We start from the raw sequence: 26,047 nt of genomic DNA, 5'->3' as shown, positions 1-26,047 counted from the left end.
GTGGGGGGCCGGGTGGGCGCACCCTTGTCTGCGCACCCCGGGGGGCCCCCCCCGGGCGGGGGGGCGCCCCCACACGGCGTCGCGCACCGCAGCCGCGCTACGCAAGCCCGCGGAACAACCCCCAGTCGCGCACCGCGGCTGCGCTACGCAAGCCCGCGGAACAACCCCAGCAGAGCCTGGCTGATCGGGGTCTCCGCGCCTTGCAGGTCGAGGACCACGTCGAAATGATTGCGACCGGGGACGACCAGCAGCTCCGCACCCGGCCACCGGGCCGCGAACTCCCGGGACTGGTCCAGGAATCCCGATCCGTCGTGCTCGGGGACCACCACCACCGCCGGGCAGTGCCGCGCGGCCGGCATGAACGCCGGGCTGAGCGACTCCGCACGCGGCACATCGAGGCCCAGCCACTCGTTGACGTACACGTCGACCAGCGGACGCAGGTCGAACAGCCCGCTGACCGGCAGCGCCGCCTTCACCACGTCCGCAGGCACCCCGAACTCCGCCTGCCAGTCGTCGGCCATCGCCACACCGGTGAGATGCCCGCCGGCCGAACTCCCGCCCACCACGATGCGGTCGCGGTCCAGCCCGTATGCGGCACCGTGCAGATACACCCACGCGATGGCCGCCCGCACCTGGCGGATGATCTCCTCCAGCGTCACCGCCGGCGCAAGCGTGTAGTCCGGCACCACGGTCGCGATGCCCTGCCCGTGCAGCATCTCCGCCATGAACCCGGAGTCGTCCTTCGACAGGGCCTTCCAATAACCCCCGTGCACGAACACGAACACCGGCCGCGACTCGCCCGCCGGATTCCCCCGCACATCCAGCCGCTCGCCACTCGCCTCGTCGTACACCACCCCGGCCGTCCCGGGCACACCCGCGACCGCCCGCTCCGAACTCCACCGGTACTCGGCCATCAGCCGCCCGAACAGCTCTTCCCCCACCCCGCGCCGCACGTTGTACGCAACGTCAAGCGCCTCAAGCTCCTCCGCGGACTTCTGCCCTGCATCCGCCACGCCTGCACTCCTCTGTACTTGATCGACGATGCGGCCGGCCCCGGCCGGAAACCGCCACAGCCAAACGAACCGGATATTCCCCACACCCTCCCGTTCTGTCTCGCCGCGATCAACCACTGATCTACGGAAAGGCCCGGAACCGCTTCGGACCAAGCGGGGGGACCGGGGACGCCCTGAACGGCAGCGGATCATCCGGTTGGTAGGTCGGTGGCCTGCCGTCACGGGCCCCGTCCGGAGCTCCGGGTACGCTTGCAGCGTCGTTGTCGCGGCCCGACGGGCTTCCGCTCCGCTGCGGCGGAGTCTCGAAGGACATGCCCCCACCCGCACGATTCGTTTCGTGCTGCCCGGGGGAAGACTTGCTGTTCCGTGCGTCCGCCAAGACGGTTGCTGTGATGGTGCTGGACGGCTCGCTCTTCCTGCACCTCGCCGAACAGTTCGTGCACGTTCACGGGCATCGGCCGAGCCCGTCGGAGGCGCGGTCATGGGAACGCAGCATTCCGGCGCTCACGAACGCGCTGATCGAAGCCCACCTCGACGACGTCGAAGTACTGATCGAGTACGCACTGCCGCTGAACAGCAAACGTGCCGACGCCGTGTTGGCCGGTCTGCACCCGACCACGGGGGAACCCTCCTACGTCGTGGTCGAGCTCAAGCAGTGGAGCCAGGCCATGCCGGACGAGGAAGATCCGGAACTGTGCCAGGTCGACGCGTATGCGCGACCGGTCCTCAACCCGGTGGAACAGGTCCGCCGCTACTGCGCCTATCTCGTCGACTTCAACGGCGCTGTCGCGGAGCACCGGCACCGGGTCAGCGGCGTCGCGTACCTCCACAACGCGACCGAGTTCGGGACCGCAGGACTGCGCGACATCGAAGCGGACGACACAGCCCGGATGTTCACGGCAGAGACGCGGGGCAAGTTCCTGGACTACCTCCGCAGCAAGCTCAGCACTCAGGAAGCCGGCGCCGAGGCCGCCGACGAACTGCTTGCGGGCAAGACGGTGCCGTCCCGGCAACTCATGGCGGTTGCGGCACAGGAGGTACGCGACCGCGAACAGTTCGTTCTTCTGGACGAGCAGCAGGTGGCCTACCGCTTGGTGCTGAACGCGGTGCGAAAGGCAAAGCAGTCCGATCACAAGGAAGTCGTGATCGTCACCGGAGGGCCCGGTACGGGCAAGAGCGTGATCGCCCTTTCCCTGCTCGGCGAGCTGTACCGGCAGGGCATCTCCGCGCTGCACGCCACCGGGTCCCAGTCGTTCACCAAGACCATGCGCCGTGTCGCCGGGGCCCGCAAGCGTGAAGTCCAAGACCTGTTCAAGTACTTCAACAGCTTCATGACCGTGGAACGGAACACGCTCGACGTCCTGATCTGCGACGAGGCACACCGCATTCGCGAAACCTCGGCGAACCGCTACACCCCGGCGCTGAACCGCACAGGACGCCCCCAGGTCGACGAGCTCATCGACGTTGCCCGCGTTCCGGTGTTCCTGCTGGACGAGCACCAAGTGGTGCGCCCAGGTGAGATGGGCACGGTCGACGAGATCAAGGCTGCAGCTTCCCGTAAGGGGCTGGAATGTCAGGTCGTCGCATTGGACAGCCAGTTCCGCTGCGGGGGCAGCGACGCCTATCTGCGCTGGGTCGTCCGACTCTTGGGCCTCGAGCCGGGCGGACCGGTGGACTGGGAGCCCGACGACCGCATGCAGCTTCGGGTGGCGGAGAGTCCGGCGGAGATGCAGGCGTTCCTCGAGGACAGACGGGCCGAAGGGTACGGCGCACGCATGTCCGCCGGGTATTGCTGGCCATGGTCGCCGGAACCCAAGCCCGGTGAGCCGCTTGCACCCGATGTGGTGATCGGCGAATGGGCCCACCCGTGGAACCTGCGCGGTGACCGATCCGTCTCGGGGGCGCCTCCTTCCGCCCTGTGGGCCACCGATCCTGCGGGATTCGGCCAGATCGGCTGCGTCTACACGGCTCAGGGCTTCGAGTACGACTGGTCCGGCGTCATCATCGGGCCGGACATCGTCTGGCGAGACGACCGATGGATCGTCGACCGTACGCAGTCACGCGACCCTGCCTTCACGAAGTCCGTCCCCGACGCGGACGTCGACCGCCTCGTACGGAACGCTTACAAGGTCCTCCTGACGCGGGGCATGGTCGGCACCATCGTGTACTCCACGGATCCGGAGACGCTGGCAAAGCTGCGTCGGCTCATGGACGTGGAGCAGGCCATGGCGGTCGTCTGAGGAAGCGGCCGATCGGGTGATCGTCCGACTCCTGACCGGTCGCGCGAGCGGAACCCGCCGGCCAACGCTTCCGTCTAGGATCATCCGGACAGACTGCGGTCCGACGGGCTTCCTTCGCGAGGACATGCCCCCATCCGCACGAGCTTCTCGTGCCTTGGGGGACAACACACCGTGTCCATGCTGCTCCTGAAGCTGTCGGCGGACGACCTGCTGGCACTCGACGCAAGACGCCGGATGGTGCCGCATCTTGCGGAACGATGGCGGTACTTTCGCGGCTCCGCGGCCTCGGAACACGAGAGGACGGCTTGGGCCGAGAGCCTGGTCCAGCTTGCCTGCGATCTGGTGGCTGCCGACCGCGGCAACGTCCAGATGATCGTCGAGTGCTCCGCTACCGTCGACGGCCTGCCGACGTCGGGTGGCCCGCAGTTGATCGACGTCGTGCTCGTCGGCCGCCACCCCGAGAGCCACGGCCTTTCCGTGCAACTGGTCGAGATGAAGCGCTGGTCCCAAGCGGCCCGCGTCACGCCCGCAAGCGCTGCGGAGGTGTTCGTTCCGGGCATCGACGGGGGCAAGAAGCACCCGACCGTCCAACTCCAGCAGAACTACGACTTGTTCACGGGGGAGCGGGGGCCGCTCGGAGGAATCACATTCGAGTGCGGTGGATTCGCCTACATGCACGGAATGACCGACGAATCCGTGAAACCTCTCGTTGACCTGGCGCTGCCGACCGGTGTCTGCGGCCGCATGTATACCCAGGATGGCAGGAAGCGCCTGCGTAGCGACTTCCGCAGCCACTTCGCACCAGAGGGCGCGGCATCGGCCGCCGAGGCCCTCATGGCCCGCTTGAACGTCCGCAATACGCCCTTGCTCGACGCCATGATCAACGCGCGCGGCGAGGACACGGTCTTCACCTTGCGAGGCCGGCAAAAGCTCGTGGCCGAGGACATCATGGACGCGGCGACCGTCGCACTGGGCAAGGCGGCCCAGCCGTCTCTGGTACGGGACACCGCCAAGGCGGTGTTCCTGGTCACCGGTGGTGCGGGGACAGGAAAGAGTGCCGTGGGCCTTCAGGTGAAGGCCGAACTCGAAGCCGAAGGCCGGACCGTCAGATACGCGAGCGGCAGTCGTGCCTTCAACACCGCCATGCAGCAGCACGTGGGTTACGGGGACACCGAGTTCCAGCGGAGCTTCACCTACTTCAGCAGTTTCGTCACCACCCCGGAACCTCCGCTCGACGTCCTGCTGTGCGACGAGGCGCACCGGATCAGGAAGTTCTCCACCAACTGGATGGGAAAGCGCACCGGTACAGAGCCGCAGGTGGACGAACTGATCAACGCCGCGCGGCTGACCGTGTTCTTCCTCGACGAGAGCCAGACGGTCCGCCCGGACGAGGTCGGTACGGTGCGCCTTATCGAAGAGGCAGCGGCACGGCACGGCACCATCCCGAGGCGCTACAACCTCCGCGAGCAGTTCCGCTGCGGGGGCAGCGACGCGTACATCCGCTGGGTCCGCGCAGCGCTGGGGCTGTCCGGGGAGGAGCCGCGGGAATGGACTCCGGACGGTCTGATGCATGTCGAGGTGGCCGACAGCCCGGAGGAACTGGAGAGCATCATCCGCTCCGAGGCCTTGGCCGGGGCCACCGCGCGCATGGTCGCCGGATACTGCTGGCCGTGGAACGAGCCGCAGGGGGACGAACGGCGCCTCGAGACCGATATCCGCATCGGAGAGTGGAAACGTTCGTGGAATGCCAAGGGCGACAACTTCTGCGCCGGCGACGCCCCGCCCGCGAAGTTGTGGTCCGTGTACGACGCCGGCCTCGACCAGATCGGCTGCGTGTACACCGCGCAGGGACTGGAATGGGATTGGTGCGGCGTGATCATCGGGGACGACATGGTGCGCCGCGACGGACGGTGGGAGTTCCGGCGCGGCAAGGACGCCAAGAACCCGGAGACTGGGATCCGCGAATTGCTGGAGCCCGGCTCCTGCGACCCCAGCGTGCGGATGGGGACCCTGCCCGACGATGAATTCGCCAGGTGCGTCACGCACTCGTACCACGTGCTCATGACCCGCGCGAGCCGCGCCACGGTTCTCTATTCGACTGACGAGCAGACCAGGGCCTATCTGAAGGAACTCGTCGGCGAGATCCAGATCCACGGACTGCGTCCGACGTGGGCGAACCTTCCGCCGGAAGCCCGGGTGCCGCATCTGCCCCGGCCCCGACGCGGCCGAGGGAAGTCGCGCACGGGGAAAAAGCAGGGCAGCGGGGCGAACCAGCTGTTCCTGTTCTGATCGCCCGTCCCGGCAGTCCGGGCTTGAGCTGTCGGGCCGCCCGAGCCCGAGGTGCGGGCCACACGGAGCAAGGTGCGGCGTGTGGCGGGCTCACCGGGCCCGCCACACGAGCTCACCTCAGGCGAGCAACTGCGTCACCACCTCGACCAACGCCGACAGCAGGTCGGCAACGATCGCGGCTGCGGCGCCGATGAGGATCTCGCGGATCCAGGTACGGCGCGCGGGCTTGTGCTCGAAGGGATTCAACGGGCCACTCCTCGTCGTGAACGAGCGGATGGCAGGCGGTCGCCCAACCGGGCATCCGCTCTCACACGAGGTGAGTCCACTTGAGTGGCCCTGCCGTACTCGTCCACGTCGGTGAACCGGTCCGTGAACTCCTCCTGGCACCCTCCGGGAAGGCACGCAGTTGGGGCAACCGTATCCGAATGACCCGGTCGACGGCTGTTTGTTCCGAGTGGAGTTGCTCGGATTCCTGCTGCGGCACCGGTGCTGCCGCGTGGTTGCCTGGCGTCGGTGGATTACTTGCAGGCCAGGAGAGGCGAGGTGAAGGCGCGCGTGGGTCAGGGGAGGGCTACGGCGGTGCCGGTGACCTTGGTGTTGGGGCGGTGGGGGATGGGGGAGGCGGCGAGGAGGCTGGGGCGGCCCATGTCGACGCCTTGGTGGATGGTGATGGCGGTGTCCGCGCCGATGAAACCGAGGTCGCGGAGGTAGCCGGTGAAGGCGGCGGCTGCGGCGCCGGTGGCGGGGTCTTCGACGACGCCGCCGGTGGGGAACGGGTCGCGGGCGTGGAAGACGGTCGGGGACTCGGCCCAGAAGAGGTGGACGGTCGTCCAGTTGCGCTCGGCGGTCAGCTTGCCGAGGGCCTCGAAGTCGTAGTCGAGGTCGGCCAGGCGGGCCCGGGTGGCGGCGGCGAGGACGAGGTGGAGGTTGCCCGCGTCGGCGACGTGCGGCGGGTACGCGGGGTCGAGGTCGTCGGCCGACCAGCCGAGGGCGGCGAGGGTGCGGGCGACGTCGTCGTCGGACGCCGCGGTGCTGGACACCGGGGGGCTGGTGAGGGTCGCGGAGAGCCGGCCGGACTCGGGGTCGGCGGTGACGTCGACGGGAACGGGGCCGGCCTGGGTGGCCAGTTCGATGGTGCCCGGGCCGATGCGCTCACCGAGGGCGACCGCAGTCGCGATGGTGGCGTGGCCGCAGAACGCCACCTCGGCGAGCGGGCTGAAGTAGCGGATGCGGTAAGCGCGTTCCCCGGTGGGGAAGAGGAAGGCGGTCTCCGAGAAGCCGAGGTCGGCGGCGATCTCGAGCATGCGGGGCTCGGTCAGCCCGGTGGCATCGGGGACGACGCCGGCGGGATTGCCGCCGGACGGATCGGCCGAAAACGCCGTGTACTTCAGGATCTCTGTCATGCGTGCATCATGCCGGAGGGGTGGGGAGCGGGCAGGGGGAGGGAGTGCGGCATGCCGTCGTACGGCTGGTCCGACGTGCGGTGACCGGCGGCGCCGGAATCACCGGGGAGCAGTCGCGGCGGCGGTGACCTTGTCCACCTGGGCGCGGAGCAGGTCCAGGGAGATCAGGCCGGCGTGGCTGTCGTCGTCGTTGTCCGCTTCGATGCCCCATATCAGCACGTTGCCGACGCGGACCACGGCCGAGGTGAGCAGCCACGAGCCGGTCTGCGGCGAGCCCAGGACGCTGATCGCCAGCCGGTCGTCACCCAGCGGGGGCATTTCCACCAGGTCGGCGACCGGGGCGAACTCGTCGCTTCCAGGGAGTTTGCGCCATTGGGAAAGGCACAAGGGCACGGATTCCCGGACCGCCTGCAGAAAGTTCTCGATCTGCCCGGGGTCGAACGTCGAGATGTGGATCGTGGCGGTCCCTGCGGGCGCCGCCGGGCGAACCAGGCCCGTGCCGACGATGCGCCGGTAGGGCGAGTCGAGATAGGCGCCCTTGTGGGCCCCGAAGAAGAGGGCGTTCTCCGGTCGGCAGGCAGGTCCTTCGTCCGGAGATTGCGCACTGCCGGGTGCGTTCTCGAGCGGGTCCAGGAAATAGCCGGGGACGTCCCCGTCGGCGATGAGCACGGATTCGAGGTCGGCGTCGGCGAGCGACGGCGAGGGGGCCGGGCTCGGGGACGGCGGCTCGCCGGCGGGCGACGCAGGGGTGCCGGGCGGGGTGGTCTGCGGGCTGCCGGCCACGGTGCTCTGCGGCGGGGTGCCCGCCGTATCGGATCCCCCGGTGCAGGAGGCCACGAGCACGACCGCGAGCAGGGGCGCGGCGGCCGTGCGGAGCAGGGCGCGAAGGGCGGACCGAGCAGAACGGGCGGGAAGGGCGGGAGTCGCTCGCATGGGCTTGCCCCCAGGGTCCGGACGCAGGTGCGGACCCGCGCACCGTAGCACGGGAGCATGGCCGCAATGCAGGGCAATCGGCTTGTCCAGAACGGTAGTTCGGCGTTGTGCAGGACATCCGCGGAGATTGCGCAGGCGGCGCGGCCCGGTCCAGTAGCGATGGCGGGCCGCAGCGAAGGCCCCGCATCTCACACCGGCGCTGCCGGCCCTCGTCGAACCGGACGAACGGGGCGATCCCACGTCGCCACTGAGGTGGACGACGAAGTCGCTGCGGAACCTCGCCGATGAGTCGACCCGGCAGGGCCGCGCCATGTCCGCGCCGACCGTGGGCTGCCTGCTGCCGGAGAACGGGTGCACCCTCCAGGCCGACGCCAAGACCTGGAAGGGTGCCGGGCATCCCGACCGGGACGCGCCCCACCGGATCGGCGTTTCGCGACCGCCCAAGCCCTCACCGAGGCATTGCAGGCCGACAGCAACATCACACAGCGGGTTGTCCTCACGGGGTCGCCGTTGGAGTGCTGAGGATTGTTAATGATGCGGGCTCATTAGATAGTGCTGCGGTGGTGGTCGGGGGACTTGGTGGCCGGGCCTGGGTTGTTGCGGGGCTTGCGGATGTGACGAGGAGGCGGCGTGGTGGAGCCGTTTGCGGTGCGCAGGGTCGTGACCGGGTGGGACGGGGACGGCCGTGTGGTGGTCCTGTCGGACGGTGTGCCGCCACTGACGGTGTCGGCGCCGACCGGGCACGGGGTGTCCGAGCTGTGGTGGGCGGACGCCCGGCCGAAGGGGCCCGAGGACGGCGGTGATCCGGAGCCGGCCTCGATCGGGGCGTTTCCGGAGGGGGACGGGATCGCGGCGCGCGTCGTGCGGCTGCCGGGGGTGCCGGACGGTACGCCGCCGGATCAGCGGTGGCTGCCGATGCCGGGTGGCGACCCGGAGCGGCCGGGGATGCACCGGTCCGAGACCTTGGACCTGATGGTGGTGCTCGACGGCCGGATCGTGCTCGGGCTCGACGCGGGCGAGTACGAACTCGGGCCTGGGGATGCGGTCGTGCAGCGGGCCACGATGCACCGCTGGCGGGTCGCGGATGCGTCGCCGTGCACCTATCTGACGGTGCTGATCGCGGTCGACGGGGACGAGGGGCTTACAGGCAGCGGGGGCGGGCCGGGTTGCCTGGTGACGGGGACCGGGGCGGATGGAGCGTCTGGGCTGGTTCCGGCTGAGGCGGGAGCCGGGGGGTGGGCCGGGGCCGTCGTGTCGGAGGCCGCGTCAGGGGGCTTGGGGGAGAGGGAGTTGTGGCGTGCGGGGGACGGGACGGTGTTCCGTCGGGTTGCCGGTCCCGGGCCTTGTGGAGGAAGGGCAGGGGCGGCCGTGGGGATCGCGGCGGTGGTGTCGGGTGCCGTACGGCTCGGCGGTGCGGATCGAGGTGAGGTCCTGCTGCGATCCGGTGACGTCGCCGTGCATCGCGGGGCGGTGCCGGGGTGGACGGCCGCGGGGGACGAGCCCGCGGTGGTGGTCGTGGTGGAGATACCTCCGGCCTAGCGCGTCGTCGCGGGGCGGGAGTCGGCAGGTTCGTCGAGTGGATCGGAGCCAGATACATGCGGTTCGGCATCAAGCTCATGCCCCAGCACTGCGCATGGGACGAGCTTCTCGCGCTCTGGCGGGCCGCCGATGCGGAGGAAGTGTTCGAGTCGGCATGGACGTTCGACCACTTCTATCCGATCTACGGCGACCCGGACGGCCCGTGCCTGGAGGCGTGGACCGCGCTGGGTGCGCTGGCCCAGGCCACCTCGCGGATCCGGATCGGCTGCCTGGTCACCGGCATCGTCTACCGGCACCCTGCGGTGCTCGCCAACATGGCCGCCACGCTGGACGTGATCAGCGGCGGCCGGCTCGAACTCGGGCTCGGTGCGGGCTGGAGCGAGCGGGAAGCGGACGCGTACGGCATCGAGCTCGGCACGATGACCGAGCGGTTCGACCGGTTCGAGGAGGCCTGCGAGATCGTCACCTCGCTGCTGCGCGACCCGGTGACGGACTTCTCCGGCCGCTACTACACGCTCACCGAGGCCCGCTGCGAACCCAAGAGCGTGCAGCGGCCGTACCCGCCCGTCTGCATCGGCGGGGGCGGTGAGAAGCGCACGTTGCGCATCGCCGCCAAGTACGCGCAGCACTGGAACTTCCCCGGCGGGGCGCCCGCGGACTTCGCCCGCAAGCGCGACGTGCTGCACGCGCACTGCGCCGATCTGGGCCGCGACCCGGCCGAGATCACGACGTCCACGCACCTGATGATGTGGCCCGGCAAGACGGTCGCGGACGTCGTCCGGCAGGCCGAGGCGTATGCGGAGGTCGGGCTGGACCTCGGGATCGTGTACCTCCAAGCGCCGGTAGGGGAGGGCGTGGTGGCCGAGCTGGCCGCGGCGCTGGAGCCGCTGCGGGCCGGGTGACGGCCGAGCCGCCGACCCGTTCTTCCTGCGTGCCGAGCCGCCGGCCCGTTCTTCCTGCGGCCCCGGGCCGCAGGAAGAACGGGGAACGCAGGAGCGTCAGACCGCCGCGGTGACCACGATCTCGACGAGCGCCTCGGGGGTGTACAGCGCGGCCTGCACGGTCGCGCGCGCCGGGGCTGCGCCCTCCGGCACCCAGGCGTCCCACTCCGCGTTCATGTCCGCGAAGTCCTTGATGTCGGCGAGGAAGATCTCGGCGCGCAGGATCCGGGTCTTGTCGGTGCCGGCCAGCGCGAGCAGGCGGTCGATGCCGGCCAGCACGGTCTTGGTCTGGACGCCCACGCTCTGGGTGAGGTCGTCGGCGACCACGCCGGCCAGGTAGACCGTGCCGTTGTGCACGGTGGCCTGGGACATGCGGGCGTTGCTTTCGAAGCGCTGGATCATGCGGAGTCCTCTGGACGTACACGCGCACACGCGCGAGTTGCGAATAGGGCTGCCTGATTGTTGCCGCGCCTGCTGCCGCGGATCCGGGCCGCGCGGCCGGCACAGGTGCGGCGCCATTCAAGCGAGCGGGAAGATCGTCGGTCAACGCGGCGGTCATCACCTGTTCGGCGGGCGCTGCGCAGCCACGTGCGCCGCGGGTTCTTGGCGACCATGGACGGAACAAGATCCGGCACTACGGACATGGACGTGACGAAGAAGAACCTGGGACCCCTGAAGTACGCCGCAGCCGCGACGAGGTCGCCGCTGCGCCAGGTCGGGCTGCCCGTGGCCATCCTGATCGTGGTCACGGTCGTGGACCTGGCCACCGGGCCCGGGACCGTGTTCTACCCGTTCCTGCTCCTCGCCCCGACGCTTGCCGCGGCCACCGCGCCGCCGCTCGCGATCCTCGGCATCGGCTGCGCGTCGCTGCCGCTGCGGTACATGCTGGCCAAGTCGGACGGCTATCTCGCGCCGGCCTACGACGACCTGTTCACCGTCAGCACCTGGATGTACGTCCTGGCCACCGGCTTGAGCATGTACCTGTCGTCGGCCCGGATCCGGCACGAGCGGGACCTCGTCGCGCTGTCCCAGGTCGCGGTCGCCGCGCAGCGCGCGATCCTGCTGCCGCCGCCCGAGGAACTCGGCGGCGTGCGGATCGCGGTGCGCTACTTCGCGGTGGCCGACCAGGCCGAACTGGGCGGCGACCTGTATCTGGGGCTGGACACGCCCTACGGCATGCGGATGATCGTCGGCGACGTGCTGGGCAAGGGCCTCGGCGCGGTGCGGACCGCGGCGATCACCCTCGGTGCGTTCCGGGAGGCGGCGTACGACGAACCCGAACTCGACACCGTGGCCCATCGGATCGAGGTGAGCCTGGCCCGCAATGCACCCGAAGACCAGTTCGTCACGGCGCTGCTGGTCGAGGTGCGCCCGGAGCACGTGGTCCTGGTGCATCGCGGCCACGAGCAGCCGGTGGTGATCCGGGCCGACGGCACGGTGCAGGTCCTCGAACCGCCGGAGCCGGGCGTGCCGCTGGGCCTGGGCGAACTCGATCCGCACGAGCAGCGGGCCTGGAAGGTGCCTTTCGGGGAGGGTGATTTGCTGCTGCTCATGACCGACGGGGTGTCGGACGCGAGGGATGTGCTGGGCGGCTCCTACCCGCTCGTGGAGCGGATCACCGAGCTGCTCGGCGGACGGCAGGACGGGGCGCGTGCCTTGGCAGGCGGCGGGGCGAGCATGTCCGCGGGAGTACGCGCAGGCGCAGGTGCGGAGGCGGCGGACCAGGGCCGGGGGACGGAGGCCGATCCGCTGTCCGCGGTCGAACGCCTGGGCGACGATCTGCAGCGGCACGTCGGGCCGATTCCGTTCACCGACGACGCGCTGTTGCTGGCTTTGGTGCGGTCCTCGGCCGAGAACCCCGCGCATCCGCCGAGTGCCGGCGGCCAGGCGGGCGGACCGGATCCGAGGTAGCCGGACCGGCTTCGGCGCCCGGTCCCGTTCCCGGCATGGCGACCCGTACAAGCGGACTAGAGTCGTCCTTTTACGGTCGCTTTCCCGGACGGCTGCGGCGGGAACGGCCGTTACGGCCGGGGACGGTTGGGGGAGGACGGCTTCGCTATGGCTTGGCGCGGTGACGGTGCGGTCGGCGGATGGGCCGGGGGTTGGGCCGAATCGCAGCGGCAGGAGCAACGCCGCCTGGACGCGCAGCGGCGCGAGGCCGAGCGCCGGCAAAGAGACGCCGAACGCCGCCAACGCGCCGCGGAGCAGGCCGCGGCACGCACCCAGCGCGAACAGCAGACCGCGTACCGGCAGCGCCGGGAGGCGGAGGCGCGGCAGCGCACCGAGGAGATCGACGCCCAGGTCGACCTGCTGACCGGGCTGCTTGCCGCGGGGTGCCGCAGGCCGGCGTTCCGCAGCGGGACGATGCTCCGTTCGGAGCAGGTGCAGCCGTTCGACCCGGGGCATCTCGGCATCCCGGTGGTGTTCCCGAACGAGGCCGACTACCGGCCCGCTTCGGCCGGATGGGGCATGGGCCCGAACGCGCAGGCGCAGCAGGAAGCGCGCGCCCGCTTCGAACGCGACTGGTACGCGGCGCGCGACGCGGAGGCCCAGCGGGTACGCCAACTGGAGGCCTACCACCAGCAGTACCTGCAGTGGGCGGCGACCACGGTCGCCGAGGCGCGCCAGCACAACGCGCACGTGCGCACCATCGGCCAGACGGTCGGACGTGGGGACGCCGAGGCCGTCGTCCAGTACTTCTCGGCCGCGCTGTACGCCTCGAACGCCTGGCCGAACGAGTTCCCGCGCGGTGTCGAGGCGGCCTACGACCGCGGTACGCGCGAACTGGTCCTGGACTGGCAGTTGCCCGGACTCGACGTTGTGCCGGAGACCAAGTCGGTGCGCTACGTCGCGGCGTCCGATACCGAGAAGGAGACCGCGCGGTCGGCCACCGCGCGCCGGACGCTCTACCGCGACGTGCTGGCCCAGTGCGTCCTGCTGGTGATCCGGGAGGTGTTCGGCGCCGACGAGTTCGGCCTGGTCGAGTCGGTGGCCGTCAACGGCTACGTCGACGACCGCGACCCGGCGACCGGGCGGCGGGCCCGCATCGTGCTGGTGTCGGCGCGGGTCGCCAAGCGCGACTTCACGGCGCTCGACCTCGCCATGGTCAGCGCGGTGGAGTGCATCGGCGAGGCGCTGCGCGGCAGCGTGTCGCCGCGGCCCGACCAGCGGGCCGCGGTGCCGCCGACCCGGCGTCCGGACGAAGTGGGCGGCGGCGTCGCGGTGGTCGCCCATGGCGACGACGATGACGACCCGAACCTGCTGGAGATGGACCCGATCGCCTTCGAGGGCCTGGTCGCCGCCCTGTTCCAGGCTCGCGGGCTGCAGGCGGTCACCACGCAGCGGTCCGGGGACGGCGGTGTGGACGTCGAGGCGATGGACCCGGACCCGCTCAGCGGCGGGAAGATCATCGTGCAGGTGAAGCGGTACCGGAACACGGTCCCGCCGACCGCGGTGCGCGACCTGTTCGGGACCGTGCACGCGGTCGGGGCGAACAAGGGCGTGCTGGTGGCGACGTCCGGGTTCGGGCCGTCGTCGTACACCTTCGTCCGCGACAAGCCGCTGACCCTGATCAACGGTGAGGAACTGGTCCAACTGCTGCGCGACTGCGGCCTGCGGGGTCGCCTGGACGGCAGCGGCAGCGGCGGTGCCGCGGGCGGTACGGGCAGCGCCGGCTCCGCGGCCGGAAGCGGAAGCGGGGCCGGGAACGCGGCCGGGAGCAGGGCCGGCAGCAGGTCCGGGACGCGTACTCCTGACGGGACGATACCGGCGGCCCGCACCTCCGCCGGGGGCAGCGGCCGGCGTACGAGCGCAAGCCGCTCGGCGGGGACGGCCGCCACTCCGCCCGGCACCCTGCCGGCCACGGGCTCCCGGTCGTCCGCCGGATCCGGGCGATCCAGGAGTTCCGGGAGTTCCGGGCGAGCCGCTGCCGCTGCGGCTCCGGCCCGCGCGAACGCCTCCGAGGACGCACTGATCCTGGGCATGACCTGGACCGGACGGGTCGCCATCGACGTGTGCGCGCTGGTCTGCGCGGGCGACCGCGTCCTGAGCGACGACTACTTCGTCTTCTACAACAACGAGCAGACCCCCGACGGCTCGGTGCGCACCGTGACGCCCACCGGCACCGACAAGGCCGCACTGCGGCTGGCGTTCGACGCGCTGCCCGCGCGGGCGGACCGCCTGGTGCTGGTGGCCGCGGTCGACCCGGCCGTGGACCCGCGCGCCGACCTGTCCGGCTTCACCGACGCGGCGATCCGGCTCTCCGACCGGCCCGGCGGCGAGGCACTCGACAGCATCGACGTCTCGGACGGCCGTCCCGGCGAGACCGCCCTGGTGCTCGGATCCTTCCGGCGCCGGTCGAACGGCGACTGGAAATTCGTGCTGGGCGGCCGGGGCTACCCGGGCGGTCTGGAGCCGCTGCTGACCGACTTCGGCATCGCGGTGCACTGACCCGCCCGCCGGGGCAACGGTGGGAGGGGGCACAGGCGTACTCCGGGTACTGCACCACCTACTCGCACAGGAAGAAGGACCGATATGACCTCTGCCGACGGCTTCAAGCTCCTCGCCGACGCGCACAGCTACCTGCGGACGGCAGTGGCCGGCGTGGCACCGGACGCGTGGGGCGACCCGACGCCGTGCACCGAATGGACGGTACGCCAGGTCCTCAACCACGCCCGGCTCGACCAGCAGGCCCTGGTCATGCAGATCGACCCGGCCAGCACGCCGACCAGCGACCCCTTCTCGCCCGAGGACGCCCTCGCCGCCGACCACGTGGCCGAACTCGACGCGGTCTTCGCCGCCGCCACCGCGGCCTGGGAATCCGGGCGGGACGCGGAGAGCGTGCCCACCCCGATGGGCCCGATGCCGGCGAACCTCGGCACCGCCGCGGCCGCCTTGGACGCCGCGATCCACGCGTGGGACATCGCCGTCGCGACCGGCCAGGACCTGCCGCTGTCCGACGAACTCGCCGTCGGCCTGGAGGAGATCTCGGCGCGCATCGTGGAGTTCATCCGCCAGAGCTTCGGCAAGTACGGCCCGGTGGTCGAGGTCCCGGACAACGCCTCGCCCGCCGAGAAGCTCCTCGCCTTCACCGGCCGCGACCCGAAGTGGACGCCGCCGAGCGCCTGACCGATGCCCGGCAGCACGGCCTGACGGAGCGAGGCCTTCCGCCCGCCGCCGCCCCGCACCGGGCGGCGGCGAGCGGAATCCGCGGCCGCGCAGCCTGGCGGGTGAGTGTCGTCGCATGACGGCCGCAGCGCCGAAGGCGGTCGCGTCGTCAACTGCGGAGGTGCTGGCAACTGCGGAGGCGCTGGCAACTGCGGGGGTGCTGGCAAAGGCGGTCATGGCGGTTCTGCCCTGCCTTCCGGTCTCGGGCGGTACAAGCTCGGAACGCCAGGATCGCCGAGCACCCCGGGGTCCCCGCAAAGCGGTCGTCCACAGGCCGGCCTCTGTCCACAGGCGGGCCCGCGGCGGCAGACATCGAGGGACGGAAAGGCGGATCATGGGCCGGCACGACGACGAACCACTGCCCGTCCACGACGCCGACGAGGTACCCGAAGGGCTGCTGACCGAGGCGGAGTTGGCCGCCCTGCCGGAGCCGCGCGAGCCGGGCGGCGACGCTGTCGCCCTGCTCCGGCGGGTCGGCGGCCACGAGTCGTACGTGCCCCTCTATGCGCTGCGGAACAGCCGTCCGTCGGTGTTCCTGTGCGGCGACTGCGGTGCCATCACCGAGCAGCGCTGCCAGTGGTCCGACAACCGCCCGCAGTGCCGCGCCTGTCGGCAGATCGCCTCGATCCTGCAAGCGCAGCGCGACGCTCAGGCGATGCGCGGCTGGGTCATCGGGGACGTGCGGGGCCGACTGGCCGATCCGCGCCTGGCCGTCGTCGCCGTACGCCTGGTCATGAGCGATCCGGGCCGGCCCGGACTGGGGCCAGGACGGGGCTCGGGGCGTTCCGTGCCGGTGGCGGCCTACCTCGAAGCGGTCGACGGTTCGGGGCAGATGCTGCTGAAAGTGTGCACCTGGCTTGTCCCGCCGTCGCCCGCGGAGGGCCCGGACGAGGCGATTCTGCCGGAAGCGCTTCCGGCGGACGAGGCCGCAGCGCTGATGCGCTCGGCGTTCGCCGGACGCCGCCTCGCGTTCTGGTCGACGCTCAGCATGGGTGCCGTTCACCGGGCCGGTCAGCATCTCGGCGTGGACTTCGGCCTGGACCTCCGGGGCGGGCACGGCGCACTGGACGGCGGCGTCCTGGGCGCATTCGTCGCGAAGTGGCGCTGCGACGTCGACCCGGTGTCCTGCCGGCTCGTGACGCCCGCCGAACCGACCGACGCCCTCGTCCTCCTCGACCTGATGCGGCAGATCGCCGCCACGCCACCGCCCGACGAGGCGCGCCGCGTCCGCCACCACCAGAACCTCGCACGGCACCGGCAAGCCGTGCAGATCGCGGTGACCGGTCGGCCGGGCGCGGTGCGCCGCATCGGGGCCGTCCTCGCCGCCACCGGCATGCTGGCGGACGACGGGTACACGGCGGACGAGCGCCCGACCCAGCCGTCCGCGCACCTGCCGGGCTACGTCACCGCGCATCTGCCCGGGATCGCGCACGGGGCGGACGAGGCGTAGCGCCCCCCGCGCCCCCCGCGGATCCCGGCGGCAAATTCGATACCGGTCTCGCTGCCCCTGTGGTCCGATGGCTGCATGGTCTCCACGGAACAAATGCTCGCGTTCGCGGCGATGTCGTTCGTCCTGATCATCATCCCGGGACCGAGCGTCCTGTTCGTGGTCGGACGCGCGCTGGCCCAGGGACGCCGGGCCGCGCTCACGACCGTCGTGGGCAACACTCTCGGCGCGTACACGCTGGTCGTGGCGGTCGCCCTCGGTATCGGGTCGATCGTGGAACGCTCGGTGATCGTCTTCACCGCACTCAAGCTGGTCGGCGCCGCCTACCTGGTCTACCTGGGCGTCAAGGCCTTCCGGCAACGCGGCGCGCTCCGGGCCGCGTTCGAGGGCGAAGCGCCTTCGCAGGGCACGGCCCGCACGATGTGGGAAGGCTTCGCGGTCGGCGTCGCGAACCCCAAGACGATGGTGTTCTTCGCCGCGGTCCTGCCGCAGTTCGTGGACCGCGGCGCGGGCCACGTCGCCGTCCAGATGCTCGTGCTCGGCGTGATCTTCAACGTCATCGCCCTGGCCTGCGACAGCGTGTGGGGGCTGGCCGCAGCAACCGCGCGCGGCTGGTTCGCCGACTCCCCGCAACGGCTCTCGGCAGTGGGCGGCACCGGTGGCCTGGCCATGATCGGCCTCGGTGTGACCGTCGCCGTCACCGGCCGCAAGGACTGAGCCGCACCCGGCAGGACCGGACCGGCACCTCGTCGAAGACCTGCGACCGGATCCGATGTCAGTCCCGGGTGACCTCGTAGGTCACGATGGGAAGGGACAGAGGAGCAAGGCAGGCGCCGACGACAGAGGAGTGGCCGTGGCCTCGGAAGCAGCGGATTCCTCAGCAGTAGGTGCTTCGGCAGCAGGCTCGCCGGGGGCAGGTTCCTCGGCAGCGGATCCCTCGGCGGCGGATTCCTCCGGACCGGGCGGAAGCAGCGGAACCGCCGCAGCCGCCGGGCTCGTCGGCCGCGGCATCGCGGACATCACCGGCGAGATCGCCGAGTGCGGCATGCTCGGCTACGGCATGGCGTACCAGCAGAGCGCCGGCCTGCACACGCGGCTGCGGGCCCGCGCCTTCGCCTTCGCAGACAGCGCTGGCCGCCGCCTGATGGTCGTAGTCTGCGACCTGCCGCTGATGTTCGGCAGCATCGTCCAGGCCGTGCTGCCGCGGCTGCCCGACGGCTACACCGACTCCAACGTCATGCTCACCGCGACGCACACCCACTGCGGGCCCGGCGGCTACGCGCACCACGCCCTCTACAACGGCAACACCGGCGGCTTCCGCCCGCAGACCTTCGGCGCGATCGTCGACGGCATCGTCGAGGCGGCCCTCGCCGCGCACGCCGACCTCGCCCCCGCCGCGCTGCGCCTCGCGCACGGCACGCTGGAGAACGCCAGCGCCAACCGCTCCCGGCGCGCGTTCGAGCGCAACCCGGCCGACGAGCGCGCGCATTTCCCCCTCGCCGTCGATCCACAGACCACGGTGCTGACCGTCGAACGCGACGGCCGCCTCGTCGGCGCGCTCAACTGGTTCGCCGTGCACAACACGAGCATGACCAACCAGAACCGCCTGGTCAGCGCGGACAACAAGGGCTACGCGGGCTACCACTGGGAACGCGTGGTCTCCGACGTCGACTACCTCGACCGGGCACCGGCCGACTTCATCGCCGCCTTCGCCCAGACGAACGCCGGCGACATGTCGCCCAACCTCGACCTCGAGGCGGGCCACGGCCCGACCGACGACATGTTCGAGAACACCCGCATCATCGGCACCCGCCAATCCGAGGCCGCGGCCGCGCTCGCCGAGAAGGCCCCGCTCGCCGACCCGTTCGACCTCGTCCTCGACCACCGCATCACGTACGTCGACATGGCCGACGTACGCGTGCGCCCGGAGTTCACCGGCGACGGCCGCCCGCACCGCACCTCGGGCCCGGCCGGCGGGGCGACGTCGTTCGCGGGCGCGCTCCCGGACGGCCCGACCCACTTCAAGGGCTTCGACGCCGAGCAGAACCGCATCCTCGGCGCGCTGTCGCAACGTGTCGTCTACCCGTTGTCGGCCCGCGCCCGCGATGCCCAGGCGCCCAAGCCGATCGCCCTCCCGGGCGGGCTCGTCAACAAGCTGATCCCCCTCGTCCAGCAGCGCCTGCCCGTGCAGTTGCTGCGCATCGGCCCGCTCTATCTGATCGGCCTGCCGTTCGAGGTGACCATCACCGCGGGCCTGCGGCTGCGCCGCACCGTGGCCGCGGTCGTGGGTGCGGACGTCTCCGACGTGCTGGTGGCCGGGTACAGCAACGCGTACGGGCACTACACGACCACGCCCGAGGAGTACGACGCGCAGATGTACGAGGGCGGCAGCACCCTCTTCGGACGCTGGCAACTGCCCGCGCTCCAGCAGATCGCGTCCGAACTGGCCACCGCGATGCGGGACGGCGTGGGCGTCGGCAGCGGGACGCCCGAGCCCGACCTGTCCGGACGCCGCCACAACCGCGGTGCGAAGCCGCCCGCCGAAGTGGTGCCGCCGCGCGGCAAGTCGTTCGGCGACCAACTGTCCTTCGCCCGCAACGGGCGTGTCGTGGCCGCCGAGTTCGTGGCCGCCCACCCCAGCATCGACCTGCGGCGCGGCAGCACGTACCTCACCGTCGAACGCGAGACCGAGCCCGGCAAGTGGGTACGCGTCGCCGACGACGGCGACTGGTCCACCAGGCTCCATTGGGCCCGCGACCGGGCCGGAGACGAACAGGTGCGCCCTCGCGTCCCGTTGCGAAGCCGCACAGCCGGCCCGGGCCGGCACGCCACCGTGCGCATCGAATGGGACGCCGGCGAAGCCCCGCCCGGCCGCTACCGCCTGAGCTACCACGGGAACACTCCCCGCGGGTCCTTCACCGGGACCACGGCTCCGTTCGAAATCGGCTGACGCGTACGTTCCCGAGAACGTGGTCAGGCGCGCGCCGCGACCGGGACTCGCTCGATACCGGGCGCGGCTTCCTCGGTGCCGTCGAAGGGCGGGTATGCGTCCCCGCCGATCCGCTCTGCCTCGGCGATGTAGTCCATCAGCGCACCGCGGGACTGGGCGAGCCGGGCCATCTGGTCCTCCAGGCGCTGCAGGCGCGTGCGCATCGCGGCCAAGAGTTCGGGGCATCCGACCAGCTCGGGCACCTCGCCCGTGGCACAAGGCAGCAGGTACGCGATGTCCTCGGACGACAGCCCCGCGCCCAGCAGGTGCCGGATCTGCTTCACCCGCAGCACCGCATCGTCGTCGTAGTCGCGATAGCCGTTGCCGCGGCGGTCCGCCTCCAGCAGCCCCTGGGCCTCGTAGTAGCGCAACTGGTGGGCATGCACGCCCGTACGCCGACTCAGCTCACCGATCCGCATGCGAACCTCGCTTGACCTTCATACCGATATGAACGTTGACGATGCTCGTATGAACAACAACGGCAAGACCAGTACTCCCGTGACCGTCATCGGCCTGGGCCTGATGGGCCGATCCCTCGCCGCCGCGTTCCTGGCGGCCGGCCACCCGACCACGGTGTGGAACCGCACCGCCGCCAAAGCCGAGGGCCTGGTGGCCGACGGCGCCCGGCTCGCGCCGAGCGTCGCCGACGCCGTCAAGGCGAGCCCGCTCACCATCATCTGCCTCACCGACTACTCGGCCGTCAACGGCCTCCTCGCCGACGACGCCCTCGACCTGAGCGGTACGACCCTGCTCAACCTCACCTCGGGCGACTCCGCCCAGGCCCGCGAGGCCGCCCGGTGGGCCGAGCAGCGCGGCGTCCGCTACCTGGACGGCGCGATCATGGCCGTCCCGCCGAGCATCGGCACCGCGGAAGCGGTCATCCTGCACAGCGGACCGCAGGCCGACTTCGCCGCGCACGAGGCCACGCTCGCGGCCCTCGGCACTGCGTCCTACCTGGGCGAGGACCCGGGGCTGGCCTCGCTGTACGACGTGGCCGGGCTGGCCATGATGTGGAGCGTCCTGAACGCGTGGCTCCAGGGCACGGCCATGCTCCGGACGGCCGGTGTCGACGCCGTGACGTACGCGGGGTTCGCCCGCCTGATGGCCGCGGGCGTGGCCGAGTGGCTGCCCGGGTACGCGGAGCAGATCGACCGCGGGGAATTCCCGGCCGAGGTGTCCGCGCTGGAGACCGACGTACGGGCGATGGACCACCTGATCGAGGAGAGCGAGGCACTCGGCGTCAACGCCGAACTGCCCAAGCTGTTCAAGGCGATGGCCGACCGGGCGATCGCGGCGGGGCATGGCGGGGAGCAGTACCCGGTGCTCATCGAGGAGTTCGCCAAGCCCGGTCCGGCGTGAACGACGGGTGCCGGCGACGGGCGCGAGCGACGGGCTCGAGTGCCAGGCGTGAGCGGCACACGTGAGCGGCAGACGTGAGTGACGGTCGGGCGGGGATCTCCCGTCCGACCGTCCTGCGCTTGCGTCAGCCGTCGTACGCTGCCGTCAACTCCCGACCGATACGCGCCAGTTCATCGCGGACCGCGGCCGGTTCGACGACCTCGACCAAGGCGCCCCAGCCGGCCAGGTTCCGGGCGATGTCCAGCGGTGTGGGGGCGCCGACCCGGACCTGGACCCGGCCCGCGCTCTCCGAATCGTCCTCGACCTCGCAATGCCGCCCGAACTGGTCGCGCAGGATCGCGACGTACCGCGCCTCCACCCGAAGCGTCGCCCAGGTGCGGGAGCGCCGCTGCTCGACTTCGTCGACGACCCCCTGCCAGGCCGCCGCCAGCGCGAAGTCGTCCGGCCGCTCCGCTTGTTCACCGGTCGCCGCGGCCTCGGTGATGCGGTCGACGCGGAACGTCCGCTGCCCCCGCTCCGTACCCGCGATCAGGTACCAGGTGTCGTCCTTGTCGACCAGGCCCCACGGGTCGACGACCCGCTCGCTGCGCTCCCGGCGGCCGTCGGTGTACGCCAGCCGTACCCGCTCGCGCCGGATGACGGCAGCTTGCAGCAAGTCCACGATTCCGGGCCGCGGGCGGTCGCGGTCGCCCCACCCGGTGGGGTCGGTCATCGTCGCGTCGGCGGCCGCCGCGGCCTCGGCCCGGAACGGCTCGGGCAGCGCGCGGACCAGCTTGCGCAGCGCCGCCTTCGCCTCGCCGGACACCGCCGCCGCCGGTCCGACCAGCAGGAACAGCGCCTGCGCTTCGGTCGCCGACAAACCGCTCAGGTCGGTACGCGCGCCGCCGACCAGCGACCACCCGCCGCCGCGGCCCGGCTGCGGATACACCGGTACGCCGGCCGATGACAGGGCCTCCAGGTCCCGGCGCGCGGTGGCCACCGACACCTCCAGTTCCTCGGCCAGCTCGGCCGCGGTCACCCGGCCGCGGGCCTGCATGAGCAGCAGCGTGGCGACCAGCCGGTCCGCGCGCACGGCCTGCACCTCCTCCGCGAAATGCCGATCAACCCGCTCATCAAAGTGCTCAGATGGTGAGCACTTTAGGTGGCAGCATCGAAGTTGTCACCGACCGCAGGGGTCGGAGCACGGACTCGGAAGGGATCGGCCATGCTGCGCGGACTCACCACCGTCAACCTCTTCGCCGACGACCTCGGCGCGGCCCGCGCCTGGTACGCCAAGCTGCTGGGCGTCGACGCGTACTTCGTCCGGCCGGTCGAAGGGCCGCCCGCGTACGTCGAGTTCCGGATCGGCGACTACCAGCACGAGCTGGGCATCATCGACGCGCGCTTCGCCCCGGAAGGCCACGGCCGGCAGGTCGGCGGGGCGGTCGCGTACTGGCACGTGGACGACGTCCAAGCGGCCTTCGAACGGCTGCTCGGACTTGGGGCCATGGTCCACGAGCCGGTGGTCGAACGCGGGCCGGGGTTCGTGACCGCATCCGTGGTCGACCCGTTCGGGAACATCCTCGGGGTCATGTACAACCAGCACTACCTGGACGTGCTCGGCGCACGTACCGAGGAAGGGCGGTGAGCAGCATGCCCGACCTGCAGCCGGCACCAGAGGTCTGCCACGCCGCCGACCCCGACGAGTGGCGCGCCTGGCTCGCCGCGAACAGCCGTACGGAGAAGGAGGTCTGGCTGCGCATCCCGCACAAGGACAGCGGCGTGCCCGGACTGACGTACGGCATCGCGATCGAACACGCGCTCTGCTACGGCTGGATCGACAGCCTCGCCCGCAAGCACGACGCGCACAGCTCGCGCCTGCGCTTCTCGCCGAGGAACCCGCGCAGCACGTGGAGCAGCGTCAACCGTGAACGGGTCGCCCGGATGACCGCTGCGGGCCTCATGACACCGGCCGGCCAAGACCTCATCGACCTTGCCAAGGCCAAGGGCACGTGGGAGCCGGTCCCTGAAGCGGACGCCTTCACCGTCCCAGACGACCTGCGCGCCGCACTCGGCCGCGACGAGGCCGCACAGCGCAACTTCGCCGCCTTTCCGCCGTCGTCCCGGCGCCTGATCCTGCAGTGGATCGCCACCGCAAAGCGCCCCGAGACGAGGGAACGCCGGGTCGTCCGCACCGCCGAACTTGCGTCCCGCAACATCCGCGCCAACCACCCCGCCTGAGTGCAGACTTGATCATGCTTCGTACCCGACCATGGAGCCATGAGCGGGCGGGCGAAGGCACTTTGGTGGGGACTGGCGGGCGCCGGAGCGGTGGCGTTCGGCGTGGCGGTGGTGTGGCTGACGGTCGGCCATCCGGAGGGGGCCGGCCAGGCGTGGGCCATCGTCGGTTCGCTCGCGGGTGTGGCTTCGCTGGGTATCAGCCTGTGGCAGGTAAGCCGTGCAGCAGCGAGCACCGGTGGAGGCAACCACGCGCTGACCGCGGCGACGACGCCGGTATCGACCCCGGCGGTGCAGTCGTTCGTGCCCCCTGGTGCTCCGTACGTCTCCGCCGACCGCGGCTCGATCGCCGCAGGCGGCACCATCCGCAACGCGCAGACCCGCTACTCCGCAACGGATAGCGGCACGGACCCCGCAAGCAGCACCGCCCCGGACCCGGCCGCCCCCACGTCCCAACCCGGCGGCCCGGGAATCCGCGCCGACCGCGGCTCCATCGCCGCCGGCGGCGACATCGACGGCTCCACCACCCACTACGGCCCCTGACCGCCGCCTCGGTACGGCGGACCACGACGAGCACTAGTTATTGCCGGCCATGACGTTGGTGATGCCCACGTCGATGTTGACCTTCGAGTTGCTTGAAGCTCAATGATGGCGAGGTGCCAAGTTCCGAACTGATGCCGATCGGCGTCTTCGCCCAGCGCAGTGGTCTGACCTCCAGCGCGTTGCGTTTCTACGCCGACTCCGGGCTACTGCCTCCTGCCGAAGTAGACCCGGTCACGGGCTACCGCTACTACGACGCCGATCAGCTGGTGCGGGCGACCGCACTGCGTCGGCTCCGCGAGATCGCCATGCCGCTGACTGCGGTCGAGGCGGTCCTCGGCGCCGAGGCCGAGGAGGCGGCGCGGCTGGTCGACGAGCATGTCGCCAAGATCGGCGGGGATGCGGCGGCGGCACGGCAGAAGGCTGCGATCATCAAGTCCGCGCTCGGCGGCAACGTGCCCGGTCTGCTGATCGCCACGCTGAAGGGTCCCGTGCTGGCGGATGCGGTCGAGCAGGTTCTGACCGCGACCGCGCACGAGCCGGGGATGGCGGTGCTCGCCGGCTTGCGCATCGAGGCGAGTGGCGAGGCAATCGCCCTGACGGCGACGGACCGGTACCGGCTCTCCACTCGGACCCTGGTGCCGGCGCGGCCGATGGAGCAGACCTGGGCCGGCACGGTCGACGGCGACGACCTCCGGGCTGCGATCGCCGATGTCCGGCGCAGTGCGCTGGTCCGCATCGAAGTGGTGCCGCACGGGATCTGGCTGCGCATGCCCGAGCGGGAGGACCGGCACTGCCGCACGCTGCCCGAGGAGTTCCCCGACCACCGTTTGATGCTCGAGTCCCTGGGCGAGGTCACTACGCGCGTGACGATCTCGAAGGACTTGCTGCTGCGGGCCCTGGAAGAACACCCCGGCGAACACGTCGCACTGCACATCACCGATCACCGTGTGAGCATCCGGCCCCCGAACGACGAACACCCCGGAATCCCGCTTTCCGCCACCGTGACGGGCGCGAACCTCCGGATCGGGTTCGACATGACCACGATCTATCCCGCCGTGAGCACGGCGATCGGCCCCGACGTGCTGCTCGATCTCAGGGGATACCACCTGCCCGTCACGATCCGCTCCGCCGACCGCGGCGATCTCACCACCCTGGCCATGCCCATCAAGTTCGACCCCTCAGCCTGAGAACGACGACGAGGAACACGTCATGCCCACCGCACCCGCCGGCCCCGATCCGACCATGGAAGCCATCGGTCAAGCCGTCACCGAAGGCCGAACGGGCGACATCCTTTCCGCCCGCCACAGGCTCCTGAACCTGTGGTCGGAGATCGGCGTCACCGGCGACCCGCTGCACCGGTGCTCACTCGCCCACTACCTGGCGGACCTCTACGAAGATCCCGCCCAGGCCCTCGCCTGGGACGTCCGGGCCCTGGACGCTGCCGACGCGGTGACCGACCAGCGCGTCCAGGAACACCATGCCGGCCTCCACATCGCCGGGTTCTACCCCTCGCTCCATCTCAACCTGGCCGACAACTACCGCCGCCTCGGGTCCTTCGACGCGGCCGGCGAGCACATCAACGCAGCCCAAGAGCACGCCCCCAGCCTCCCTCAGGACGCATACGGTGCCTCTCTGCGCACTGCGATCGACGAGGTGGCAGTGGCCATCTCCCAGCGGGACACCGCCAAGCGGTCCTCCGCACCCGGTCCCACCGCGTGACGCATCGGAACGCGTCCCGGATCGCTTTCGAGCTGACTCAGGTCGGAACGTCAATTAGCCGACGGACCGTCAGCAGCCAGGCGCGACGGCCAGGCCACGTGATCCACGTCGCGCTGGTGTGACCTCTCTGCGGAAGGGGGGTGAGGTACGGCTGCCGGTCGGGCCTCTCAGGTGAGAGCGTTCCGATCTTCAGTTGTGCCCGTACCGGCCCCACCCCCCATGACCGCGGACCTCGGTGTGTGCAGGTGC

The 26,047-nt window shown here is 71.0% G+C and carries 23 protein-coding genes and 1 pseudogene; 17 read left to right on the top strand and 7 right to left on the bottom strand.

Translation table 11 applies throughout. The features are described 5' to 3' along the window. Positions 1-143: 143 nt before the first annotated feature. Positions 144-1,013: an alpha/beta hydrolase gene (locus tag LZ495_RS01300; RefSeq protein WP_308267481.1), complete on the bottom strand. Its 870-nt coding sequence runs from the start codon at positions 1,011-1,013 to the stop codon at positions 144-146. Between the two features lie 356 nt (positions 1,014-1,369). Between LZ495_RS01300 and LZ495_RS01295 the strand changes: the two genes are divergently transcribed. Beyond that, positions 1,370-3,253: a DUF2075 domain-containing protein gene (locus tag LZ495_RS01295; RefSeq protein ID WP_235049883.1), complete on the top strand. Its 1,884-nt coding sequence runs from the start codon at positions 1,370-1,372 to the stop codon at positions 3,251-3,253. Between the two features lie 177 nt (positions 3,254-3,430). Beyond that, entirely contained in the window at positions 3,431-5,542 is a 2,112-nt protein-coding gene (locus LZ495_RS01290) for a DUF2075 domain-containing protein (RefSeq protein WP_235049882.1), read from the top strand. A gap of 117 nt (positions 5,543-5,659) precedes the next feature. On the opposite strand, the gene LZ495_RS01285 is transcribed toward LZ495_RS01290, so the two are convergent. The 3 genes from LZ495_RS01285 to LZ495_RS01275 form a co-directional block, all read right to left on the bottom strand. Beyond that, entirely contained in the window at positions 5,660-5,788 is a 129-nt protein-coding gene (locus LZ495_RS01285) for a DUF6408 family protein (protein WP_235049881.1), read from the bottom strand. A gap of 314 nt (positions 5,789-6,102) precedes the next feature. Then, positions 6,103-6,945 (bottom strand): PhzF family phenazine biosynthesis protein, encoded by an 843-nt coding sequence (locus LZ495_RS01280; RefSeq protein ID WP_235049880.1) that lies wholly within the window; start codon positions 6,943-6,945, stop codon positions 6,103-6,105. Between the two features lie 99 nt (positions 6,946-7,044). Further along, complete coding sequence (locus LZ495_RS01275) at positions 7,045-7,878, bottom strand: hypothetical protein (RefSeq protein WP_235049879.1); 834 nt, start codon at positions 7,876-7,878, stop codon at positions 7,045-7,047. 181 nt (positions 7,879-8,059) lie between these two features. Here LZ495_RS01275 and LZ495_RS01270 point away from each other — a divergent pair. From LZ495_RS01270 to LZ495_RS01260, 3 genes and pseudogenes are all read left to right on the top strand, one after another. After that, a pseudogene (locus LZ495_RS01270) lies at positions 8,060-8,299 on the top strand (ISAzo13-like element transposase-related protein); the annotation flags it as partial. 209 nt (positions 8,300-8,508) lie between these two features. Next, positions 8,509-9,417: a cupin domain-containing protein gene (locus tag LZ495_RS01265; protein WP_235049878.1), complete on the top strand. Its 909-nt coding sequence runs from the start codon at positions 8,509-8,511 to the stop codon at positions 9,415-9,417. A gap of 56 nt (positions 9,418-9,473) precedes the next feature. Continuing rightward, complete coding sequence (locus LZ495_RS01260; protein WP_235049877.1) at positions 9,474-10,319, top strand: LLM class F420-dependent oxidoreductase; 846 nt, start codon at positions 9,474-9,476, stop codon at positions 10,317-10,319. Positions 10,320-10,415: 96 nt separating this feature from the next. Here the strand turns inward: LZ495_RS01260 and LZ495_RS01255 are convergent, their stop codons facing one another. Beyond that, the gene (locus LZ495_RS01255; RefSeq protein ID WP_235049876.1) at positions 10,416-10,760 is read right to left on the bottom strand and encodes a RidA family protein; all 345 of its coding nucleotides are present in this window, start codon (positions 10,758-10,760) and stop codon (positions 10,416-10,418) included. Between the two features lie 240 nt (positions 10,761-11,000). On the opposite strand from LZ495_RS01255, the gene LZ495_RS01250 reads away from it, so the two are divergent. The 6 genes from LZ495_RS01250 to LZ495_RS01225 all read left to right on the top strand — a co-directional run bounded on the left by LZ495_RS01250 (position 11,001) and on the right by LZ495_RS01225 (position 19,921). After that, positions 11,001-12,269 carry a PP2C family protein-serine/threonine phosphatase gene (locus LZ495_RS01250; RefSeq protein ID WP_235049875.1) on the top strand — a complete coding sequence of 423 codons (1,269 nt, stop codon included), beginning with the start codon at positions 11,001-11,003 and terminating at the stop codon, positions 12,267-12,269. Positions 12,270-12,416: 147 nt separating this feature from the next. After that, on the top strand, positions 12,417-14,807 hold the full coding sequence (locus tag LZ495_RS01245; protein ID WP_235049874.1) for a restriction endonuclease: 2,391 nt from the start codon (positions 12,417-12,419) through the stop codon (positions 14,805-14,807). An 84-nt stretch (positions 14,808-14,891) separates the two neighbouring features. After that, the gene (locus LZ495_RS01240; protein ID WP_235049873.1) at positions 14,892-15,485 is read left to right on the top strand and encodes a TIGR03086 family metal-binding protein; all 594 of its coding nucleotides are present in this window, start codon (positions 14,892-14,894) and stop codon (positions 15,483-15,485) included. Between the two features lie 373 nt (positions 15,486-15,858). Continuing rightward, positions 15,859-16,974, top strand: a complete 1,116-nt coding sequence (locus LZ495_RS01235; RefSeq protein ID WP_235049872.1) for a hypothetical protein — start codon at positions 15,859-15,861, stop codon at positions 16,972-16,974. A 75-nt stretch (positions 16,975-17,049) separates the two neighbouring features. Further along, positions 17,050-17,688, top strand: coding sequence for a LysE family translocator (locus LZ495_RS01230; protein ID WP_235049871.1), 639 nt, complete (start codon positions 17,050-17,052; stop codon positions 17,686-17,688). Positions 17,689-17,824: 136 nt separating this feature from the next. After that, positions 17,825-19,921, top strand: a complete 2,097-nt coding sequence (locus LZ495_RS01225) for a neutral/alkaline non-lysosomal ceramidase N-terminal domain-containing protein (RefSeq protein WP_235049870.1) — start codon at positions 17,825-17,827, stop codon at positions 19,919-19,921. Between the two features lie 23 nt (positions 19,922-19,944). Here LZ495_RS01225 and LZ495_RS01220 read toward each other — a convergent pair whose 3' ends face one another. After that, on the bottom strand, positions 19,945-20,379 hold the full coding sequence (locus LZ495_RS01220) for a MerR family transcriptional regulator (RefSeq protein ID WP_235049869.1): 435 nt from the start codon (positions 20,377-20,379) through the stop codon (positions 19,945-19,947). Positions 20,380-20,407: 28 nt separating this feature from the next. On the opposite strand from LZ495_RS01220, the gene LZ495_RS01215 reads away from it, so the two are divergent. Then, positions 20,408-21,319 (top strand): NAD(P)-dependent oxidoreductase, encoded by a 912-nt coding sequence (locus tag LZ495_RS01215; protein ID WP_284701848.1) that lies wholly within the window; start codon positions 20,408-20,410, stop codon positions 21,317-21,319. 124 nt (positions 21,320-21,443) lie between these two features. On the opposite strand, the gene LZ495_RS01210 is transcribed toward LZ495_RS01215, so the two are convergent. Next, complete coding sequence (locus LZ495_RS01210; RefSeq protein ID WP_235049868.1) at positions 21,444-22,391, bottom strand: helix-turn-helix transcriptional regulator; 948 nt, start codon at positions 22,389-22,391, stop codon at positions 21,444-21,446. Between the two features lie 132 nt (positions 22,392-22,523). Between LZ495_RS01210 and LZ495_RS01205 the strand changes: the two genes are divergently transcribed. The 5 genes from LZ495_RS01205 (at position 22,524) to LZ495_RS01185 (ending at position 25,798) form a co-directional block, all read left to right on the top strand. Further along, a complete protein-coding gene (locus LZ495_RS01205; protein WP_235049867.1) occupies positions 22,524-22,946 on the top strand; it encodes a VOC family protein in 423 nt (140 codons plus the stop codon). A 5-nt stretch (positions 22,947-22,951) separates the two neighbouring features. Next, positions 22,952-23,539 (top strand): YdeI/OmpD-associated family protein, encoded by a 588-nt coding sequence (locus LZ495_RS01200; RefSeq protein WP_235050452.1) that lies wholly within the window; start codon positions 22,952-22,954, stop codon positions 23,537-23,539. Between the two features lie 39 nt (positions 23,540-23,578). Beyond that, positions 23,579-24,079, top strand: a complete 501-nt coding sequence (locus LZ495_RS01195; RefSeq protein ID WP_235049866.1) for a hypothetical protein — start codon at positions 23,579-23,581, stop codon at positions 24,077-24,079. Positions 24,080-24,192: 113 nt separating this feature from the next. Beyond that, positions 24,193-25,266: a DNA polymerase III subunit beta family protein gene (locus tag LZ495_RS01190; protein ID WP_235050451.1), complete on the top strand. Its 1,074-nt coding sequence runs from the start codon at positions 24,193-24,195 to the stop codon at positions 25,264-25,266. A gap of 22 nt (positions 25,267-25,288) precedes the next feature. Continuing rightward, positions 25,289-25,798, top strand: a complete 510-nt coding sequence (locus tag LZ495_RS01185; RefSeq protein WP_235049865.1) for a hypothetical protein — start codon at positions 25,289-25,291, stop codon at positions 25,796-25,798. Positions 25,799-26,047: the final 249 nt, after the last annotated feature.

The organism is Yinghuangia soli (assembly GCF_021502675.1).
GTDB classification, from domain to species: domain Bacteria; phylum Actinomycetota; class Actinomycetes; order Streptomycetales; family Streptomycetaceae; genus Yinghuangia; species Yinghuangia soli.
The sequence above is the reverse complement of the archived record's forward strand: the minus strand, read 5'-3'. Positions and strand labels throughout refer to the sequence as shown.